The organism is Pseudomonas sp. NPDC089407, assembly GCF_044900445.1.
Classification (GTDB): domain Bacteria; phylum Pseudomonadota; class Gammaproteobacteria; order Pseudomonadales; family Pseudomonadaceae; genus Aquipseudomonas.
Window position 1 is genome coordinate 56,645 of sequence record NZ_JBJDNB010000034.1, and the last position, 20,149, is coordinate 76,793.

General features: G+C 64.0%; 17 protein-coding genes and 1 pseudogene. 11 read left to right on the forward strand and 7 right to left on the reverse strand.

What is annotated here, in order from left to right; translation table 11 throughout:
- Window positions 1-14 precede the first annotated feature (14 nt).
- Both lgt and ACI2KG_RS22980 read left to right on the forward strand, forming a co-directional pair.
- Window positions 15-821 carry a prolipoprotein diacylglyceryl transferase gene (gene lgt / locus ACI2KG_RS22975; protein WP_003249027.1) on the forward strand — a complete coding sequence of 269 codons (807 nt, stop codon included), beginning with the start codon at window positions 15-17 and terminating at the stop codon, window positions 819-821.
- Window positions 822-872: 51 nt separating this feature from the next.
- On the forward strand, window positions 873-1,844 hold the full coding sequence (locus ACI2KG_RS22980) for a thymidylate synthase (RefSeq protein ID WP_404663398.1): 972 nt from the start codon (window positions 873-875) through the stop codon (window positions 1,842-1,844).
- Between the two features lie 130 nt (window positions 1,845-1,974).
- Here the strand turns inward: ACI2KG_RS22980 and cadR are convergent, their stop codons facing one another.
- Window positions 1,975-2,418 carry a cadmium resistance transcriptional regulator CadR gene (gene cadR, locus ACI2KG_RS22985; RefSeq protein WP_404663411.1) on the reverse strand — a complete coding sequence of 148 codons (444 nt, stop codon included), beginning with the start codon at window positions 2,416-2,418 and terminating at the stop codon, window positions 1,975-1,977.
- An 83-nt stretch (window positions 2,419-2,501) separates the two neighbouring features.
- Here cadR and ACI2KG_RS22990 point away from each other — a divergent pair, with 83 nt between their 5' ends.
- The 5 genes from ACI2KG_RS22990 to ACI2KG_RS23010 all read left to right on the forward strand — a co-directional run bounded on the left by ACI2KG_RS22990 (window position 2,502) and on the right by ACI2KG_RS23010 (window position 9,750).
- Entirely contained in the window at window positions 2,502-4,715 is a 2,214-nt protein-coding gene (locus tag ACI2KG_RS22990) for a heavy metal translocating P-type ATPase (protein ID WP_404663399.1), read from the forward strand.
- Between the two features lie 123 nt (window positions 4,716-4,838).
- Window positions 4,839-5,708, forward strand: a complete 870-nt coding sequence (locus tag ACI2KG_RS22995) for a LysR family transcriptional regulator (protein WP_404663412.1) — start codon at window positions 4,839-4,841, stop codon at window positions 5,706-5,708.
- 213 nt (window positions 5,709-5,921) lie between these two features.
- On the forward strand, window positions 5,922-6,980 hold the full coding sequence (locus ACI2KG_RS23000; protein ID WP_404663400.1) for a putative 2-aminoethylphosphonate ABC transporter ATP-binding protein: 1,059 nt from the start codon (window positions 5,922-5,924) through the stop codon (window positions 6,978-6,980).
- Between the two features lies 1 nt (window position 6,981).
- Window positions 6,982-8,706, forward strand: coding sequence for a putative 2-aminoethylphosphonate ABC transporter permease subunit (locus ACI2KG_RS23005; protein ID WP_404663401.1), 1,725 nt, complete (start codon window positions 6,982-6,984; stop codon window positions 8,704-8,706).
- 18 nt (window positions 8,707-8,724) lie between these two features.
- Window positions 8,725-9,750 (forward strand): putative 2-aminoethylphosphonate ABC transporter substrate-binding protein, encoded by a 1,026-nt coding sequence (locus ACI2KG_RS23010; RefSeq protein ID WP_404663402.1) that lies wholly within the window; start codon window positions 8,725-8,727, stop codon window positions 9,748-9,750.
- Window positions 9,751-10,093: 343 nt separating this feature from the next.
- Here the strand turns inward: ACI2KG_RS23010 and ACI2KG_RS23015 are convergent, their stop codons facing one another.
- Together ACI2KG_RS23015 and ACI2KG_RS23020 are read right to left on the reverse strand one after the other, a co-directional pair.
- Window positions 10,094-11,458 (reverse strand): GTPase/DUF3482 domain-containing protein, encoded by a 1,365-nt coding sequence (locus ACI2KG_RS23015; protein WP_404663403.1) that lies wholly within the window; start codon window positions 11,456-11,458, stop codon window positions 10,094-10,096.
- Window positions 11,451-12,842 (reverse strand): DUF2868 domain-containing protein, encoded by a 1,392-nt coding sequence (locus ACI2KG_RS23020; protein WP_404663404.1) that lies wholly within the window; start codon window positions 12,840-12,842, stop codon window positions 11,451-11,453. The genes ACI2KG_RS23015 and ACI2KG_RS23020 overlap by 8 nt, the downstream gene beginning before the upstream one ends.
- A 54-nt stretch (window positions 12,843-12,896) precedes the next feature.
- Between ACI2KG_RS23020 and ACI2KG_RS23025 the strand changes: the two genes are divergently transcribed.
- On the forward strand, window positions 12,897-13,412 hold the full coding sequence (locus ACI2KG_RS23025) for a dihydrofolate reductase (protein ID WP_400612543.1): 516 nt from the start codon (window positions 12,897-12,899) through the stop codon (window positions 13,410-13,412).
- 168 nt (window positions 13,413-13,580) lie between these two features.
- Here the strand turns inward: ACI2KG_RS23025 and ACI2KG_RS23030 are convergent, their stop codons facing one another.
- Together ACI2KG_RS23030 and ACI2KG_RS23035 are read right to left on the reverse strand one after the other, a co-directional pair.
- Entirely contained in the window at window positions 13,581-13,787 is a 207-nt protein-coding gene (locus tag ACI2KG_RS23030; RefSeq protein ID WP_404663413.1) for a hypothetical protein, read from the reverse strand.
- Between the two features lie 226 nt (window positions 13,788-14,013).
- Window positions 14,014-15,405: an L-cystine transporter gene (locus ACI2KG_RS23035; protein WP_404663405.1), complete on the reverse strand. Its 1,392-nt coding sequence runs from the start codon at window positions 15,403-15,405 to the stop codon at window positions 14,014-14,016.
- Window positions 15,406-15,537: 132 nt separating this feature from the next.
- Between ACI2KG_RS23035 and ACI2KG_RS23040 the strand changes: the two genes are divergently transcribed.
- The gene (locus tag ACI2KG_RS23040; RefSeq protein WP_404663406.1) at window positions 15,538-15,693 is read left to right on the forward strand and encodes a hypothetical protein; all 156 of its coding nucleotides are present in this window, start codon (window positions 15,538-15,540) and stop codon (window positions 15,691-15,693) included.
- A 228-nt stretch (window positions 15,694-15,921) separates the two neighbouring features.
- Window positions 15,922-16,266: pseudogene (locus tag ACI2KG_RS23045) on the forward strand (haloacid dehalogenase-like hydrolase); the annotation flags it as partial.
- 187 nt (window positions 16,267-16,453) lie between these two features.
- Here the strand turns inward: ACI2KG_RS23045 and ilvD are convergent.
- Window positions 16,454-18,295 carry a dihydroxy-acid dehydratase gene (gene ilvD, locus ACI2KG_RS23050; RefSeq protein ID WP_404663407.1) on the reverse strand — a complete coding sequence of 614 codons (1,842 nt, stop codon included), beginning with the start codon at window positions 18,293-18,295 and terminating at the stop codon, window positions 16,454-16,456.
- A gap of 271 nt (window positions 18,296-18,566) precedes the next feature.
- Window positions 18,567-19,763 carry a class I SAM-dependent rRNA methyltransferase gene (locus ACI2KG_RS23055; RefSeq protein ID WP_404663408.1) on the reverse strand — a complete coding sequence of 399 codons (1,197 nt, stop codon included), beginning with the start codon at window positions 19,761-19,763 and terminating at the stop codon, window positions 18,567-18,569.
- Between the two features lie 177 nt (window positions 19,764-19,940).
- On the opposite strand from ACI2KG_RS23055, the gene ACI2KG_RS23060 reads away from it, so the two are divergent.
- On the forward strand, window positions 19,941-20,149 hold a 209-nt coding region (locus ACI2KG_RS23060), incomplete at its 3' end, for a transposase (RefSeq protein ID WP_404663409.1).

Sequence of the window (20,149 nt, forward strand, 5' to 3'; positions counted from 1 at the left end):
CGAGAGGAAGTTCCATGCTGCCTTACCCGCAGATAGACCCCGTGGCCTTGGCCATCGGGCCGCTGAAAATCCATTGGTACGGCCTGATGTACCTGATCGGCATCGGTGGCGCCTGGCTGCTGGCCTCGCGCCGGCTGAACCGCTTTGACCCTACCTGGAGCCGCGAAAAACTGTCCGACCTGGTGTTCTGGCTGTCGATGGGGGTGATTGTCGGTGGCCGTTTGGGCTATGTGCTGTTCTACGACTTGCACGCTTACCTGGCCAACCCGACACTGATCTTCGAGGTATGGAAGGGCGGCATGTCGTTCCACGGTGGCTTCATCGGCGTGATGCTGGCGGCCTTGTGGTTTGGCAAGCGCAACAACAAGTCGTTCTTCGAACTGATGGACTTCGTCGCCCCGCTGGTACCGATCGGCCTGGGTGCCGGGCGGATCGGCAACTTCATCAACGCCGAGCTGTGGGGCAAGCCTACCGACGTGCCATGGGCGATGATCTTCCCGCCGTTCAGCGACCCGGCGCAGCTGCCGCGCCACCCGTCGCAGCTGTACCAGTTCGCGTTGGAAGGCGTTGCGCTGTTCGTCATCCTCTGGCTGTTCTCGCGCAAGCCGCGGCCAACCATGGCGGTTTCCGGCATGTTTGCGCTGTTCTACGGCATCTTCCGCTTCATCGTCGAATTCGTCCGGGTGCCTGACGCGCAGCTGGGCTATATCGCCTGGGGCTGGCTGACCATGGGTCAGATTCTCTGCGTGCCGATGATCCTCGCTGGCCTTGGCCTGATCTGGTGGGCTTATAATCGCAAGCCTACGGCGAAACCCGCCTGATTAATCCCACGGCAGGGGCGATCCCCCTGCCGTTTTTGCTACAGGTAAGCCATGAAACAGTATCTGGACCTGGTCCGCGACGTTATCGAAAACGGCACGCTGCAGGGCAACCGCACCGGCATCCGCACCATCAGCCTGCCGGGCGCGATGCTGCGTTTCGACCTGCAGAAGGGCTTTCCGGCCATTACCACGCGCAAGCTGGCGTTCAAGTCGGCAATCGGCGAAATGGTCGGCTTCCTGCGTGGCGTGAACAACGCCGGTGAATTCCGCGAGCTGGGCTGCAAGGTGTGGGACCAGAACGCCAACGAAAACGCCCAGTGGCTGGCCAACCCGTTCCGCCAGGGCCATGACGACCTGGGCGAGATCTATGGCGTGCAGTGGCGCCAGTGGCCAGGCTACAAGCGCATCCCGCTGAGCAACCCGCCGGCCATCGAAATGGCCGAGCAGGCGGGCTTCCGCAAGATTGCCCAGGATGAAGAGGACGGCGTTGCGTTCGTCATCCTGTACAAGGCCATCGACCAGGTGCGCCAGTGCCTGGACACCATCGCCAACGACCCGGGCAGCCGCCGTATCCTGTTCCACGGCTGGAACTGCGCCCAGCTGGACGAAATGGCCCTGCCGCCGTGCCACCTGTTGTACCAGTTCCACCCGAATGTCGAGACCAGGGAAATTTCCCTGACCCTCTACATCCGCTCCAACGACCTGGGCCTGGGCACGCCGTTCAACCTCACCGAAGGCGCGGCGCTGCTGTCGCTGTTCGGCCGCCTGACCGGTTACACTCCGCGCTGGTTCACCTACTTCATCGGCGATGCCCATGTGTATGAAAACCACCTGGACATGCTGAACGAGCAGCTCAAGCGCGAGCCGCTGGAGGCGCCGAAGCTGGTGATCAGTGATCGTGTGCCGGCGTTTGCCCAGACCGGGAAGTACGAGCCGGAGTGGCTGGAAAAGATCGAGCCGGGTGATTTCTGGCTGGAAGGGTATGAGCACCATGCGCCGATGACGGCGCCGATGGCGGTGTGATTCTTTAGATTGCCGGGGCTGCTTTGCAGCCCTTTCGCCGGCAAGCCAGCTCCCACAGGATGGCGCTGCCTGTAGGGGCTGTGCAAAACCTGTGGGAGCTGGCTTGCCGGCGATTAGGCCCTTAGATCTTTCAATGCCCGTGGCTTCGCCCCACATGCGAATGCTCGATATCTGGCACCGATACCGCCCCATTCGTCTCCAGTTGCTGCAAGATCGCGCATTCCGAACCCTGCGCATTGCAGCGCCGCCGCAGTTCTACCAACTGTTCCTGCAACGCCACCAGCCCATCGATCCGCGCCTGTACATGCTCGATATGCTCGTCGATCAGCGCATTGACGCTGCCACACGAATCATCCGGGCTGTCGCGCAGGCGTAGCAGGCTGCGGATTTCGTCCAGGGTCATGTCCAGCGTGCGGCAGTTGCGGATGAAGGTCAGCCGTTCCACATGGGCCTGGGTGTACAGCCGGTAGTTGCCCTCGCTGCGCGCCGGCTCCGGCAGCAGGTTTTCCCGCTCGTAATAACGGATGGTTTCCACCGCGCAGTCGGTGGCATTAGCCAATTCTCCGATCTTCATCATGAAATCTCCCGCTAATGGCTTGACCCTATAGTGGCTACAGGGTGTTCACTTGGCAACAGGCTCAATTTAAGGATGACCCCATGAACCAGCCTGTCAGCCACGAACACAAGCACGATCACCACGCTCATAGCTGCTGTGGCGCTGCCGCTGCACCCGCCAAGGTGCAACTGAGCGAGAACACCAGCAGCCATGCTCAGTTCAGCCGCTTTCGCATCGATGCCATGGACTGCCCCACCGAGCAGACGCTGATCCAGGACAAGCTGGGCAAGCTGGCGGGTATCGAGCAGTTGGAATTCAACCTGATCAACCGCGTGCTTGGCGTGCGCCATACCTTGAACGGTACCGCCGACATCGAGCGGGCCATCGATAGCCTGGGCATGAAGGCCGAGCCCATGGGTGCCGAGGACGACAATAGTGCCAGTGCTCCGCCACCGGCCAAGACCCGCTGGTGGCCGCTGGCGTTTTCAGGTGTTGCCGCGATCGCCGCCGAAGTCGTGCATTTCTCCGCGCTCGCACCTGAGTGGGTGGTGGCAGCCCTGGCGCTGGCGGCCATCCTCGGCTGCGGGTTGGGCACCTACAAGAAGGGCTGGATAGCCCTGAAAAACCGCAACCTCAACATCAACGCGCTGATGAGCATTGCCGTTACCGGCGCGGTACTGATCGGCCAGTGGCCGGAAGCGGCCATGGTGATGGTGCTGTTCACCGTCGCCGAGTTGATTGAGGCCCGTTCGCTGGACCGTGCACGCAACGCCATCAGCGGGCTGATGCAGTTGACCCCGGACATGGCCACGGTGCAGCAGGCCGATGGCCAGTGGCGCGACGTGGAGGTGCGGGAAGTGGCTGTCGGCGCGCGGGTGCGGGTGCGCCCCGGCGAACGCATTGGCCTGGACGGTGAGGTAACCGGTGGGCAATCCAGCGTCGATCAGGCGCCGATCACCGGCGAAAGCCTGCCTGTGGAAAAGGCTGTGGGTGACAAGCTGTTTGCTGGCACCATCAACCAGGCGGGCGCGCTGGAGTTCCGCGTCACCGCCGCTGCCGGGCAATCGACCCTGGCGCGGATCATCAAGGCTGTTGAAGAAGCGCAAGGTGCGCGGGCACCGACCCAGCGCTTCGTTGACCGTTTCTCGCGCATCTACACCCCGGCGGTGTTCGCCATTGCCTTGGTCGTGGCGGTCATTCCGCCACTGTTCATGGCTGGCGCCTGGTTCGACTGGGTCTATCGCGCGCTGGTGCTACTGGTGGTGGCTTGCCCGTGCGCCCTGGTGATCTCGACGCCGGTGACCATCGTCAGTGGCCTGGCTGCCGCGGCGCGCAAAGGCATCCTGATCAAGGGTGGCGTGTACCTGGAAGGCGGCCGGCATCTGGACTTCCTGGCCTTGGACAAGACCGGCACCATCACCCATGGCAAGCCGGTGCAGACCGATGCCAAGGTGCTGGAGCCGTTGTTCGAGGGCCGTGCACAGGCATTGGCCTCCAGCCTGGGCGAACGCTCGGACCACCCGGTATCCCGTGCCATTGCCCAGTTCGGCAAGGAGCAGGGCATGGCCTTGAGCGAGGTTGAAGACTTTGCGGCCCTGGCCGGCCGTGGCGTGCGCGGCAGCATCGGCGGTGAGCTCTACCACCTGGGCAACCACCGCCTGGTCGAGGAGCTGGGGCTGTGCTCGCCGGAGCTTGAGGCCCAACTGGATACGCTGGAACGTCAGGGCAAAACCGTCGTCCTGCTGCTCGACCGCACCGGCCCGCTGGCGCTGTTTGCCGTGGCCGACACGGTCAAGGACAGCAGCCGCCAGGCCATCGCCGAGCTGCATGAGCTGGGTATCAAGACTGTCATGCTGACCGGTGACAATCCGCACACCGCCCAGGCCATTGCGGCAGTGGTGGGTATCGACCGCGCCGAAGGCAACCTGCTGCCGGCCGACAAGCTGAAAACCATTGAAGGCCTGTACGCTCAGGGCCATCGGGTGGGCATGGTCGGCGACGGCATCAACGATGCGCCAGCGCTGGCCCGCGCCGAGATTGGCTTTGCCATGGCGGCGGCCGGTACCGACACCGCCATCGAGACGGCCGACGTGGCGCTGATGGACGACGACTTGCGGAAAATCCCGGCCTTCGTCAGGCTGTCGCGCCAAAGTGCGGCGATCCTGATGCAGAACATCGTTCTGGCATTGGGTATCAAGGCGATATTCCTGGCGATCACCTTTGCCGGCATGGCCACCCTGTGGATGGCAGTGTTCGCCGACATGGGCGTGAGCCTGCTGGTGGTGTTCAACGGCTTGCGCCTGCTGCGCAAATAGCAGCTGCAAGTTTCAAGCTGCAAGTGACAAGCTGATTCAGGTGGAGCTGAGATTCATGAAACGACACGAACCGGCTTTTTCTTGCCGCTTGCCGCTTGAAGCTTGCAAGTGTGGTTTGCCGCAGTGCTGAGTGCTGAGCTGAAAGCCTTCTACATGGTGGCCCGCCTGGGCAGCATCACCCTGGCGGCGAAGAAGCTCGGGCTCAGCCAGCCCACGGTGACCACGCAGATCCGCAACCTGGAAAGCCAGTATGCGGTAGAGCTGTTCTTCCGTGGCGGGCGGCGTCTGGTGTTGAGCGAAGAGGGCGTGCGCCTGTTGCCGATGGTCAAGGCGCTGCTGCAGCAGGAGGCCGACATCGAGTTCGAGCTGCGCAACAGCGGCCAGGCTCAGGGTAGCTTGCGTATTGCAGCTACGGCGCCTTACTACATTCTTGACCTGGTCAAGATCTACCGCGAACGCCTGCCGCAGGTGGAAGTGGCGGTGGAGATCGGCAACTCGCAGCAGGTGCTGGAAATGCTTGAGGACTACCGGGTGGATATCGCCGCTTCGTCACAACTGCTGGAGGACGCGCGACTGGTGCGGCGGGTGCTGGGGACTGACCCGCTGGTTGTAGCGGTGCACCGCAACCACCCGTTGGCCCATCGTCAGGCGGTATCGATCGAGGTGGTGGCCGGGCATTGCCTGCTGATGCGCGAAAAGGGCTCGACCACGCGCAAGTTGACCGAGCAGATGATGCAGGAGGCCGGGGTCAAGGCCGGGGCGCTGCTGGAAATCGGCAGCCGCGAGTCGATCCGCGAGGCGGTGCTGCGCAATATCGGCATCAGCGTGATTGCCCGCCACGAGGTGCCGCATAACCCCGAGCTGCGGGTGCTGGCCCTGGAGAATGCGCCGGTGATGCATGAGTACCTGTATTGCCTGAAGGAGCGGCGCCAGGCCCGGTTGCCGGCGGCGTTTCTGGGGGTGGCGCAGGAAGTGGCTGGTTCGCACCTGTAGGAGCGGCCTTGTGTCGCGAAAGGGCTGCGCAGCAGCCCCCCGAATATAAGCCACTGTGCACAAATTGCCGGGGCTGCTTCGCAGCCCTTTCGCGACACAAGGCCGCTCCTACAAAATCTGGCTATACCACTATTATTTACTTTTGCCTCAACGCCACAGAACCTTCGCACAGCCTTCCTAGCATGGCCCCCATCTCTTCGATGAGGCCTTGCCATGAACCACACCACCCCCGGCGCACAGATGAAAGTGCGCAACATCCACAAGCGCTTCGGTGCCTTCACCGCGCTCAACGATGTCTCGCTGGACATCGTCGCGGGCGAGCTGGTGTGCCTGCTCGGTCCGTCCGGCTGTGGCAAGACCACGCTGCTGCGCTGCATCGCCGGCCTGGAGCGCCAGGACCGCGGCACGCTGTACATCGGCGAGCGCGACATTTCCGAGCTGCCGCCGCAGGCCCGTGACTACGGCATCCTGTTCCAATCCTACGCGCTGTTCCCCAACCTGACCGTCGAAGCCAATATCGCCTACGGCCTGACCGCCAGCGGCCGTGAGCAGGCCCGCCAGCGGGTGGCCGAAATGCTCGAACTGGTAGGCCTTGCCGGTAGCGAGAAGAAGTACCCCGGCCAGCTTTCCGGTGGCCAGCAGCAACGCGTGGCCCTGGCCCGCGCGTTGGCACCGTCGCCGTCCCTGCTGCTGCTCGACGAGCCGATGTCGGCGCTCGATGCCCGGGTGCGCGAGCACCTGTGCACCGAGCTGCGCCAGCTGCAACGCCAACTGGGCATCACCACGCTGATGGTCACCCACAACCAGGACGAGGCCATGCTGATGGCCGACCGTATTGCCGTAATGAACAACGGCCAGGTCGAGCAGTACGCCACCCCGCAGGAAATCTACGACCAGCCAGCCACACCGTTCGTCGCCGAATTCGTCGGCCAAGGCAACTGGCTGCCGTTCCAGCGCAGCGGTGACAGCCATGCCCAGGTCGGTGGCATGAACATGCGTCTGTCGCCGGGCTCGGCCCAGGCCGACAGCGGCCGGCTGTTCTGCCGCCCGGAGGCGATCACGGTCAACCCGGTGGTGCACGAAGAAAATCTGTTCCCGGCCAAGGTCCGCGAGATTACTTTCCTCGGTAACCGCTGCCGCATGAGCTTCGAACTGAAGGCCCTGCCGGGCCATGCTCTGCTGGCCGAGCTGGCTCCCGAAGCCATGCCGCACCTGGGCTCGCAGGACATCTGGGTGGCGCTGCCACCGCAGAGCCTGCAGGTGTTTGCCTGAGATGGCCGCGCCAATGTCCCTGTCGCTGAGCCAGGTCAAAACTGCACCGCGTGCAGGTGTCGCGCTGGGTGACCGGTTGTTTGTCGTCGGCGGCAAGAGCCTGCTGCTGCTCCTGTTGGTGCTGGCGGTGCTGATGCCGCTGCTGGCGATCTTCTGGCGGGGTTTCAGTGGTGAAGCCGGCCAGGGCGGAGGGCTGCTGGCGGCCCGTGAACTGTTTGCCAGCGACAACTTCCACTGGCTGCTCGGCAATAGCCTGTCGGTGGCCTTCACCGTGGCGGCCATCGTGGTGCCGCTGGCCTACCTGTTTGCCTATGCCCTGCAGCGTACATTGATCCCGGCCAAGGGCCTGTGGCGGGGGATTTCGCTGTTGCCGCTGCTGGCGCCGTCGATGCTGCCGGCCATTGCCCTGGTCTACCTGTTCGGCAACCAGGGGCTGCTACGCGGGCTGCTCAACGACAACATCTACGGCTTCTGGGGCATCGTCCTGGGCGAGGTCATCTACACCTTCCCGCATGCGCTGATGATCCTGTTGTCGGCGTTGTCGCTGGCCGATGCCCGACTGTTCGATGCGGCGTCCAGCATGGGCGCCGGCCCAGGCCGGGCGTTCACCAGCATCACTTGGCCAGCCACGCGCCAGGCGGTGTTCGCGGCGTTCTGCCTGGTCTTCACCCTGACCATTACCGACTTCGGCGTGCCGGTCGTGGTCGGTGGCGACTATCAGGTGCTGGCGCTGGAAGCCTACAAGGCGGTGGTCGGCCAGCAACAGTTCGGCCGTGGCGCGCTGATCGGCATGGTGCTGCTACTGCCGGCGCTGTTCAGCTTCAGTGTCGACGCCTGGCTGCGCCGGCGTCAGGGCGAGGCCATGAGCGGCCGTGCCCAGGTGTTCGAGCCCAAGCCGTCGCGGGGCCGCGATGCCTGCTTCCTGGCCATTGTGCTGCTGGTATGCGCGGCGCTGCTGCTGGTGATCGGCATGGCGGTGTACTCGTCGCTGGTCACCTTCTGGCCCTACAACCTGTCGCTGTCGCTGCGTCACTACATGTTCGAAGACACCGCCGGTGGCGGCTGGCTGGCCTACCGCAACAGCGTGACCATGGCCATTGGCACTGCGCTGATCGGCAGCCTCGTGATCTTCACCGGCGCCTACCTGATGGAGAAAACCCAGGGCCAACGCCTGCTCAACCAGCTGCTGCGCCTGCTCAGCTTCATCCCCATGGCCGTGCCGGGGCTGGTGCTGGGCCTGGGTTATGTCTTTTTCTTCAACCTCAACGGCAACCCGCTGCATGTGCTGTATGGCGGCATGGGCCTGCTGGTGGTGTGCACCATCGCTCATTACCTGACTACCGCGCAGATGACCGCGACCACGGCGCTGCGCCAGCTCGACGGCGAGTTCGAAGCCGCCGCGCTGTCGTTGAAGGCGCCGCTGTACAAGCACTTCCTGCGGGTGACCGTGCCGATCTGCCTGCCGGCGCTGCTGGACATCATCCGCTACCTGTTCGTCTCGGCGATGACCACCGTGTCGGCGGCGATCTTCCTGTACAGCCCTGACACCATCCTGGCGGCCGTCGCCGTGCTGAACATGGACGACGCCGGCAACGTCGGCGGCGCTGCTGCCATGTCCACCCTGATTTTGCTGACCAGCGCCGGCGCTTCACTGCTGCTGGCCGCAGCCTCACGCGGCCTGCTGCGCCGCTCCCAAGCCTGGCGCCAACGCGCCGCGACCGTCTGACCTGTAAGGAACCTACCCATGTACAAGCACCTTGCACTTGCCGCTGCCGTTTCTGCCGTGTTCAGCCTGCAGGCTTCGGCCGCCGGTACCCAGCTGACGGTCTACACCGCGCTGGAGGCCGAACAGCTCAAAAGCTACAAGCAGGCTTTCGAAAAGGCCAACCCGGACATCGAGATCAAGTGGGTACGCGATTCCACCGGCATCATCACCGCCAAGCTGCTGGCCGAGAAAGACCGCCCGCAAGCCGACGCGGTATGGGGCCTGGCAGCCTCCAGCCTGGCCATTCTCGACCAGAACGGCATGCTTGAAGCCTATGCGCCCAAGGACCTGGGCAAGATTTCCCCTAACTACCGCGACGCTGCCAACCCGCCTGCCTGGGTGGGCATGGATGTGTGGGCCGCGACCCTCTGCTTCAATACCATCGAGGCCGAGAAGCAGGGCCTGAGCAAGCCGGTGAGCTGGCAGGACCTGACCAAGCCCGAGTACAAGGGCAAGATCGTCATGCCTAACCCGGCCTCGTCGGGCACCGGCTTCCTGGATGTGAGTGCCTGGCTGCAGACCTTTGGCGAGCCGCAGGGCTGGGCCTACATGGATGCGCTGCACCAGAACATCGGCCAGTACGTTCATTCCGGTTCCAAGCCATGCAAGCTGGCGGCGGCGGGCGAGTTCCCGATCGGTATCTCGTTCGAGTACCCCGCCGTGCAGTTGAAGCGCCAGGGTGCGCCGCTGGATATCGTGTTGCCGAAGGAAGGGTTGGGCTGGGAGATCGAGGCGACGGCCGTGATCAAAGGCTCGCCCAAGGCGGATGCGGCCAAGCGCCTGGCTGATTTTTCGGCCAGCCCGGCGGCCATGGAGTTGTACAAAGAGAACTTCGCCGTGCTGGCTGCGCCGGGGATTGCCAAGCCGCAGACCGAGTTGCCGGCGGATTATGAGCAGCGCTTGATCAAGAACGACTTTGCCTGGGCTTCGAAGCACCGTGACGAGATTTTGGCCGAATGGCGCAAGCGCTATGACGGCAAGTCGGAGAAGGTGGCCCAGCAATGATTGGGTGAGGCTGGTAGGTGCATGGCTTGAGGTTTCCGGCGCCTGTGAGATCGAGCGCCGCCCGCGCGGCGCTTCGCGGCACAAGGCCGCTCCCACATCTGTTTCGGGCCAATCCATCCTGTGAGACTGCCGCTATCCGCCTTGTGTGTTCCATTCAAAATTAGAGGGGACGCTTTTGCCCTTCATCCATCTCCAGCCATGCGCCAAGGGCGCGTGTGCCCATGCTACAGAAATAATTGGCCCGAAACAGATGTGGGAGCGGCCTTGTGCCGCGAAGCGCCGCGCGGGCGGCGCGCGATGTCACAGGCGATACACCCCTCAAGGCATGCACCTGGCTGCCCACTCAAAACTGTAAAACCAACGCCTCCAACTGCTCCTGCCGCTCAGTCTGGTTCAGCTTCGCCCCAGAATTGAGCGTCGACCACTGCGGATGCGCCCGCGCCTTCACCAGCGCCTCCGGCAACTTGCCCTCGCGCCAGGCCTTCTCATCCAACTCACCCAGCCTGATGCTGTCCTGCGCCGCATGCCCACGGTTATCCAGTGCCGCCATCAACTGCTGCTGACGCAAGGCCAGCAAACGCAGCACCGTGTCGTCCACGGTCAGTTCACGCTTGCCCTTGAGCTTGCCCATCAACCGCGCCCCATAGTTTCGCGCGGTCTGCAGCGCACCACCGGCAATCGCCCCGGCCAGCGCCGCAGCACCCAGGGTAAGCCCCCCGACCAGCAGATCGACCCCGGCACCTGCCGCAGCCCCGGCCGCCACGCCGCTGCCCAGGCGCACGCCCAGCAGCTTCAACGTCTCAGGGTTGAACAGGTCGTCGCCCCAACGCCCATCCAGCAACGGCAGGTCGCTGGCATGGGCATCCTCGCGGCGGAAGGCATACAGCTTGAGCAACGCCTCGACGCAACGCTGCTCCCGTTGGCGGATATCCTGGCGCAGCGCCTCGATAGCGCGGGCCTCGGCCGCTGGCTCGGCCTCGACGCTACGCCGACAGGCGGCGCAGTCCAGCAGCAGCTCGGCAATCAGCCGCTTGCCGCTGTGTTGGCGGGCCAGGCGCTGCGCCTGCTGGTCGTCGATCAAGCGTTGCAGGGCAGGGCGGGCGTCCTCCAGCAGCAGGGCCAGGCTCTCGTACAAACGGCGCTCGCCATCCTCCGGTGGGGCCACGCTGTCGAACCGCACCAACGCGTGAAGGCCAAGCCGGGCAAGGGCTTCACGCCATTGCGGCTCGCGGTGCTGGTGGCTGGCGACAAAGTTGAGCACCGGCAGCAACGGCTTGCCGCAGCTGGCCAGCACCTCCAGTTCGTCACGGTACTTGGCCAGCACTGGCTCGCGGGCATCGATCACGTACAGGCCGGCATTGCTGGCCAGCAACTGGCGCAGCACCTTGGCCTCCTGCTCGAAACGCTGGCGCGCTTCGCTGCCCTGCAGGAACCGCTCGAGGCGGGCCGGGCCATCCAGGCGCTCGCCCGGGCGCTCCAGGCGTTCGAGGTAGTCGAGCAGGGCGATGGCGTCTTCCAGGCCGGGGGTGTCGTACAGCTCCAGCAAGGGTTCGCCATCCACCGAAAGCCGCGCACCTTCGACATGGCGGGTGGTACTGGGCCGATGCGACACCTCGCCGAAGTCTACGTCGCGGGTGAGGGTGCGCAGCAGTGAAGTCTTGCCAACGTTGGTGTGGCCGACCACGGCCAGTTTCAGTGGCTCAGTCATGGCCATGCTCCAGCCAGGTCAGCGGTGAGGTGTCGGCATGCTGCAGCCCAAGCCGGTCGAGGGCTTCGTGCCAGTCGCCCAGGCGCTGGGCGTCGAGGGCCTGGCCGGGGGCGGCCTGCAGCAGCCAGATACGGGTTGCCCCGGCATTGCGCGCCAGCTCGGCAAGCAGCGCCAAGCTGCCGCGGTCGGGTGAGCGGCGCGGGTCGCAGGCGATGGCCAGGCGTGCCGGCGGGAAGCGGCTGAGCTGTTCCAGCAGGCGGTTGCGCGATTCGCGGCTGTCGAGCACGCCGGCATCGACCACGCTTTTTGGCAGGGCGGGTGGCCAAGGGCGCTGGTCGTCCAGCTCCAGGCCGACCAGCAGGGCACCGCTGCTGCCGCTTTCCAGCTGGCCGGCGGCAAACGTTGGCAAGGCTTCGGGCGCGGCGTCCTGCACGCCAATGCGCTCGCTGCGCGGCATCAACGCTTCGCGCAGTTGCGCATAGCCGGGCAGGCTCAGGTCAAGCGCCAAGCGTTCGCGGCCCTGGCGCCAGCGCCACAGGCACAGCCCGGCCAGCAGCAGGCGCGGCAGCAGGCCGTACACCAGCACCACGCCGAGCAGCCAACTGGCCCAGGCCTGGCGCGCCAGGTCGAGGGCCGGCAGGCTGTCGCCGCTGGCGCGGATCATGGCCTCGTCAGGCACGGCAAAGCCCAGCAGTGACGGCAGGGCGCCCAGCGCCTGGGTCAGGTGGATGAACGGGTCGGCGGCCAGCAGGGTGGTTTCCCAGACAAAGCCATAGCGCCGGGTGGCCAGCAACGCCAGTAGCATGCCCAGCGCGGTAAGCATCGCCAGCAGCCACAAACTGTGCACCAGCAGGCCGAGCAGCCAGCGGTTGAGGCGCTGGCGTTGCAGCAGTACCAACAGGGCCGGCGCCAGGTGCGCGGCCTTGGCATCGCGGGCAAAGCGCTCGCTCAGCCACAGCCACAGGCGGCCCAGCCCCGCGCCATGCTCGCCACTCAAGGCAAAGCCGATGGCCCAGCCCAGCAGCGTCAGCAGGTTCAGCCCGAGCAGGCTGCCCAGCGCCCAGAATACGTTGACCGGGCGCTGGCCGTCGCCGAGGGCAGCCAGGGCCAGGCCGGCGCCGCTGAGCACGGCCAGCAGCAACAGGGCCAACAAGGCCAGGCGCGCGCCCTGCTTCCAGTGGTGCAGTGCGCTGCTGATACCATCGCGTTCAGCCAGGAACAGCGCCCGGTTTTCGATGCGCGTCGCGAGGTCGCCGCCAAGCTGGCGGGCATGGCGGTTGGCTTCCTGGTCTTCCAGCAGGCCGGCGTGTTCTTCGCGCAGGCGTACCGCTTCGGTGAGCCAGCGCTTGTCCAGTGAAGTCGGTGCAGTCACAAGGTCTTCCATTGCACAGGTCAGGGCAGAAGCATAACCCACACGCCCGGTGCTATCCTCGCTGGCATGAATACATCACTCCCCCTCAGCCTGATCGCGGCTCACGCCGAGAACCGCGTGATCGGCATCGACAACTCCATGCCCTGGCACCTGCCGGGGGACTTCAAGTACTTCAAGGCCACCACCTTGGGCAAGCCGATCATCATGGGGCGCAAGACCTGGGATTCGTTGGGCAGGCCGCTGCCTGGGCGGTTGAACATTGTGGTCAGCCGCCAGGCCGGGCTGGAACTGGTGGGGGCTGAAGTATTCGGCTCGCTGGAAGAGGCGCTGGTGCGGGCCGAGCAGTGGGCGCGCGAGAAAGGCGTTGATGAGCTGATGCTGATTGGCGGGGCGCAGCTGTATGGGCAGGCGCTGGAGAAGGGGCTGGTCAGCCGCATGTACCTGACGCGCGTGGAATTGGCGCCGGAAGGGGATGCGTGGTTCCCTGAGTTTGATGCGGGGCAGTGGCAGCGGGTTTCGAGTGAGGCGCAGGTTGAGGAAGGCAAGCCTGCGTACCACTTTGAGGTTTGGGACAGGGTTTGACATTGCCGGGGCTGCTTTGCAGCCCTTCGCGGGTAAACCCGCTCCTACACGTACCGCGTGAGGTCAAGGCCTGCGCGGTACCTGTGGGAGCGGGCGCGCCCGCGAAGAATCCAACGCGGTGCATGGCACCGGCTGCGCCGGTGTTCGCGGGCACGCCCGTTCCCACAGTCAGGTGAGCAGTTTGATGATCACGGCGGTGACAGTAGCCACCGTCGTGACAAAACCGACGGCGATGGCTACCGGGTACCAGAAGGTTTCACGGGTCATCTTGACGGCCTCGGCATTCAGCTTGCGCGTTTCGGCCATCAGCTTGTCCACCTCGACGCGGAGCTTGGCGACCTCGACCCGAATCTTTTCGGCTTCGGCCTGGGTCATGTCGTACGGCTGCATGGTGGTTCCTTTCCCTCGGAATAGTCGCTAAGCCCGGCTAGCAGTATAGCGACGCCAGTACCCCGCAGTTGCTCGCTTCCTATGCCATTGCGTTACTGGATATTGGGGCTGCTTTGCAGCCCATCGCCAGCAAGCCAGCTTCCACAGGTTGCACAAGGCTTAAGGCGAGTGGAGAACCTGTGGGGGCTGGCTTGCCGGCGATAGAGCCCTGTCAGGAGTGGCTCAACTCGGCATGCTCATCGCCTGCCAGCACATCCTTGTCGGTCTCTTTCAACAACTGGCTGGTCACCACGCCAGCAGTCATCGAACCATTCACGTTCAATGCCGTGCGACCCATGTCGATCAGCGGTTCTACCGAAATCAGCAGCGCCACCAGCTCCACCGGCAAGCCCATGGCCGGCAGCACGATCAGCGCGGCGAAAGTGGCGCCGCCACCAACCCCGGCAACCCCTGCCGAACTCAGCGTGACGATGGCCACCAGGGTGGCGATCCACAGCGGGTCGAAGGTATCAATGCCCACTGCCGGCGCGACCATCACCGCCAACATGGCGGGATAGAGCCCGGCGCAGCCGTTCTGGCCAATGGTGGTGCCGAACGAGGCGCTGAAGCTGGCAATCGACTGCGGCACGCCCAGGCGGCGGGTTTGCGCTTCGATGTTCAGCGGGATGCTGGCGGCGCTGGAGCGGCTGGTGAAGGCAAAGGTCAGTACCGGCCACACCTTGCGGAAGAAGCGCAGCGGGCTCACGCCGGTGGCGGCCAGGATGACGGCATGCACCACGAACATCAGCGCCAGGCCCAGGTACGACACCACCACGAAGCTGCCCAGTTTGAGGATGTCTTCCATGTTCGAGCTGGCGACCACCTTGGTCATCAGCGCGAGTACGCCATAGGGGGTCAGCTTCATCACGACCCGCACCAGGCGCATCACCCAAGCCTGCAGGGTGTCGATGGCCGACAAAGCACGCTCGCCTTTTTTGGCATCGTCCTTGATCAGCTGCAACGCAGCCAGGCCTACGAAAACGGCGAAGATCACCACGCTGATGATCGAGGTCGGCTTGGCCCGCGCCAGGTCACCCACCGGGTTGCTGGGGATAAACGACAGCAGTAGCTGCGGAATGTTGAGGTCGGCGACCTTGCCCGCGTAGTCGCTGTGGATAACCTGCATGCGCGCGCTTTCCTGCACGCCGGCCACCAGGCCTTCGGCGCTGAGGCCGAACAGGTTGGTCAGGACAATGCCGATCAGCGCAGCAATGGCCGTGGTCAGCAGCAGGGTGCCAATACTCAGCACGCTGATGCGGCCCAGCGACGAAGCATTGTGCAGGCGCGCCACGGCACTGAGGATCGAGGCGAAGATCAGTGGCATGACGATCATCTGCAACAGGCCGACATAGCCGTTGCCGACCAGGTCGAGCCAGCTGATGGTGGCCTTGAGCACGGGGTGGCCAGCGCCATAGACCGTGTGCAGGGCCAGGCCGAAGATCACGCCCAGCACCAGGCCTAGCAGTACCTTCTTGGCCAGGCTCCAGTCAGTGCGGCGGGTTTGTCCCAGGCCCAGCAACAGGGCCAGGAACGCCAGCAGGTTAAGTGACAGCGGCAGGTTCATTGAAGCTCCAGCAGAAAAAAAGCAGAAGAGGCATCGCCTCTGTGAGCGATTGCGAACGGAAATGCTAACAGCCTGAAAACAAACGAATTTATACCCAAATGGAATGTGCATAGTCGTTTATGGAATAACGGCGTGTCGCAGATTGCAATGAACACGGCGTTTGCTGCTGCCTGGTCGTTATGTGTTCGCCGTGCCTTTAGCATCGCCTATGCGATCGAGCGCCGCCCGCGCGGCGCTTCGCGGCACAAGGCCGCACACACATCTATTTCGGGCCAGTTTCTTCTGTGAGATCACCTGGGCCCGCCTTGTTTGTTCCATTTGATATCGGATGCGCCACTGCTCTTCATCAATCTCAAGCCACGCACCCAGGGGGCGCGCGCCAAAGGCACAGGAATAATTGGCCCGAAATAGATGTGCGGCCTTGTGCCGCGAAGCGCCGCGCGGGCGGCGCTCGATCTCACAGGCACCCAATATCTCAAGGCATGCCCTGTCAGCCCTTACTGCTTGACTGACGCCGGGCACTACGACGCCAAGGCCAACGAAGGCTTGGAGCTGACCCCGTACCTGTGGACCCCGGCCACCTGGATGGCGGGCAAGCAGGCGGCGATCCTGACCTACATCGATGAATGGAAGAAGCCGGTGCTGGTGGGCGGCGATACGCCGACCAGTGATGGTTACATGCAGTTTCATGGGGTGGATGTGGGCAAGGGCGGCATCCACCTGTGGATAAATCGCAAGGCCAAGTACATGGACCAGTTGAACGGGATGATTGCCAGGCATGCGGCGGCGCAGGCCAAAGAAGGTTTGCCGATGACGGCGGACAAGAACTGGGTGATCGTGACGCCGGAGCAGATCCAGTAATTGTTGTGTTGCTTGTGTGGGCCCTATCGCCGGCAAGCCAGCTCCCACAGGGCCCCCACAGTTTTGAAAATCGTGTGATTCCTGTGGGAGCTGGCTTGCCGGCGATAGGGCCAGTACAGGCAACATAAAATTCGCAGGCAAAAAAACCGGCGCTCAAGACGCCGGTTTTTTTCACACTGTCAGAGCCTCACAGCCCGTCGAGCATCGCCTTGTTCCGCACAGCACCCTTGTCGGCACTGGTTGCCAGCAGGGCATACGCCTTCAGCGCAGTGGTTACCTTGCGCGGGCGGACTTCAGCCGGTTTCCAGCCCTTGTTGTCCTGCTCGACGCGGCGCTCGGCCAGCTCTTCGTCGCTGACCAACAGGTTGATCGAACGGTTAGGGATGTCGATCAGCACCTTGTCGCCGTCGCGCACCAGGCCGATGGCACCGCCTGCAGCGGCTTCCGGCGAGGCGTGGCCGATCGACAGGCCCGAGGTACCGCCCGAGAAGCGGCCGTCGGTGAGCAGGGCGCAGGCCTTGCCCAGGCCTTTGGACTTCAGGTACGAGGTCGGGTACAGCATCTCTTGCATGCCCGGGCCGCCTTTAGGGCCTTCGTAGCGAATGATCACGATGTCGCCGGCCTTCACTTCGTCGGCGAGGATGCCGCGCACGGCGCTGTCCTGGCTCTCGAAGATCTTCGCGTTGCCTTCGAATACGTGGATCGATTCGTCGACACCGGCGGTTTTCACCACACAACCGTCCACTGCAATGTTGCCGTAGAGCACGGCCAGGCCGCCTTCTTGCGAGTAGGCGTGTTCGAAGCTGCGGATGCAGCCGTTTTCACGGTCGTCATCCAGGGTTTCCCAACGGGTCGACTGGCTGAACGCGGTCTGGGTCGGGATACCGGCAGGGCCGGCCTTGAAGAAGGTGTGCACGGCTTCGTCATCGGTCTGGGTGATGTCCCATTTGGCGATGGCTTCTTCCATGCTGCGGCTGTGCACGGTCGGCAGGTCGGTGTGCAGCAGGCCGCCACGGGCCAGCGAACCGAGGATGCTGAAGATGCCGCCGGCGCGGTGTACGTCTTCCATGTGGTACTTCTGGATGTTCGGCGCAACCTTGCACAGCTGTGGCACCTTGCGCGACAGGCGGTCGATGTCACGCAGGTCAAACGCCACCTCGCCTTCCTGGGCAGCGGCCAGCAGGTGCAGGATGGTGTTGGTCGAACCGCCCATGGCGATGTCGAGCATCATGGCGTTTTCGAACGCCTTGAAGTTGGCGATGCTGCGTGGCAGGACCGACTCGTCGTTCTCGCCGTAGTAGCGTTTGCACAGCTCGACAATGGTGCGGCCGGCAGTCAGGAACAGCTGCTCGCGATCAGAGTGGGTGGCCAGGGTCGAACCGTTGCCCGGCAGGGCCAGGCCCAGGGCCTCGGTCAGGCAGTTCATCGAGTTGGCGGTGAACATGCCGGAGCACGAACCGCAGGTCGGGCAGGCGCTGCGCTCGTATTCGGCGACTTTCTCGTCGGACGCGGTGGAATCGGCGGCGATGACCATGGCGTCGACCAGGTCCAGGCCGTGGCTGGCCAGCTTGGTCTTGCCGGCTTCCATCGGGCCGCCGGACACGAAGATCACCGGGATGTTCAGGCGCAGGGCGGCCATCAGCATGCCGGGGGTGATCTTGTCGCAGTTGGAGATGCATACGATGGCGTCGGCGCAGTGCGCGTTGACCATGTATTCCACGGCGTCGGCAATGATCTCGCGGCTTGGCAGCGAGTACAGCATGCCGTCGTGGCCCATGGCGATGCCGTCATCAACCGCGATGGTGTTGAATTCCTTGGCCACGCCACCGGCGCGTTCGATTTCGCGGGCGACCAGCTGGCCCAGGTCCTTCAGGTGCACGTGGCCCGGGACGAACTGGGTGAACGAGTTGGCGATGGCGATGATCGGTTTCTTGAAGTCTTCGTCCTTCATACCGGTGGCGCGCCACAGGGCCCGGGCGCCGGCCATGTTGCGGCCCTGGGTGGAAGTCTTGGAACGATAATCAGGCATGAAACACTCCTGGCGGCTTAATCAGGTCACAGAAAGGGGAGTGAGCTTCTCTTGTCCTTTGTACCGCAGGCCGGTTGCCACAGGCACGGATGGGGCCGAAGACCGCGCGGGATCGCCGCGTGCTTGGCCAGAGCTCATAAACCCGCCGGGGATGACTGGCGATGAATAGGCCGATTCTACACCGCTGGCGCGGCGAGGGAATGCAGATGTGGAGGGTTGGCGGGGTGTTTGCAGCAGGAAAGGGCCGCAAGGCGGCCCTTTTTGGCACAGATCAGCTGTTTGGCAGCAAGCGGCAGGTGATGCTCTTGATGTAGCGGGTTTCAGCGATGGCCGGGTGCACCGGGTGGTCCGGGCCTTGGCCGCCGCGCTCCAGCAATTGCATGTTGCGGTCCAGGTGGCGAGCGCTGGTCAGCAGGATGTTGTGCAGGTCGTCCTCGGGCAGGTGCATGGAGCACGAGGCGCTGACCAGGATGCCGTCCTTGTTCAGCATGCGCATGGCCTGTTCGTTCAGGCGACGGTAGGCCGCTTCGCCGTTTTTCAGGTCCTTCTTGCGCTTGATGAACGCGGGCGGGTCGGCAATGATCACGTCGAAGCGCTCTTCGGCGGCCTTGAGCTCGCGCAGGGCTTCGAACACGTCGCCTTCGATGCAGGTCAGCTTCTCGCTGATGCCGTTCAGCGCGGCGTTACGCTCCACACCGTCCAGGGCAAAGCCCGAGGCATCGACGCAGAACACTTCGCTGGCGCCGAACGCGCCGGCCTGTACGCCCCAGCCACCGATATAGCTGAACAGGTCGAGGACACGCTTGCCCTTCACGTAGGGGGCCAGGCGCGCGCGGTTCATGCGGTGGTCGTAGAACCAGCCGGTTTTCTGGCCTTCGCGAACCGGCGCTTCAAACTTGACGCCGTTCTCTTCCAGCGGCACCCAGTCCGGTACTTCGCCGTAGACGGTCTCGACATAGCGCTGCAGGCCTTCGGCATCGCGGGCGGCGGAGTCGTTCTTGAACAGGATGCCGCTGGGCTTGAGCACCTGGATCAGGGCGGCGATCACATCGTCCTTGTGCGCTTCCATGGTGGCCGAGGCCAGTTGTACCACGAGGATGTCGAAGAAACGGTCGACCACCAGGCCGGGCAGCAGGTCGGAATCGCCGTAGACCAGGCGGTAGCATGGCTGATCGAACAGGCGCTCGCGCAGCGACAGGGCCACGTTCAGGCGGTGTACCAGCAGCGACTTGTCCAGTGGCAGCTTGATGTCGCGCGACAGCAGGCGGGCGCAGATCAGGTTGTTCGGGCTCAGTGCGACGATACCCAGCGGCTTGCCGTTGGCAGCCTCGAGAATGGCCTGCTGGCCGGCCTGGAAGCCTTGCAGTGGGGTCGCGCTGACATTGACTTCATTGCTGTAGACCCACAGGTGGCCGGCGCGCAGGCGGCGGTCGGCATTGGCTTTGAGGCGAAGGCTGGGCAGGGACATGACGTCGCTCCGGGAAAAAGAGCGGGATTATAGCGTGTCTGCCTTGTTTTCGCCTTTAGAGGTGTGGTGCCTGGGAGATCGAGCGCCGCCCGCGCGGCGCTTCGCGGGGCAAGCCCGCTCCCACATCTTGGACTGCCCCCAAGAAGTTGGACAAAAAATCCAACCCTTGGGGGACCTATGGGCAAATACACAGAGCAGTTCAAGCTCACAGCCATCTCAGCCTACCTGGATGGCAATAATGGCTTCCGCAAGGTAGCCCAGCTTTTCAGTGTCGACTACAGCTTGCTACGCCGGTGGGTTTCAAGCCATCAGAGCAAGTCCAGCCTTTCTCCGCGCTCAAACGGGCAGCGCTATGACGATGAGTTCAAGCGGCAGGTGCTGAGCTT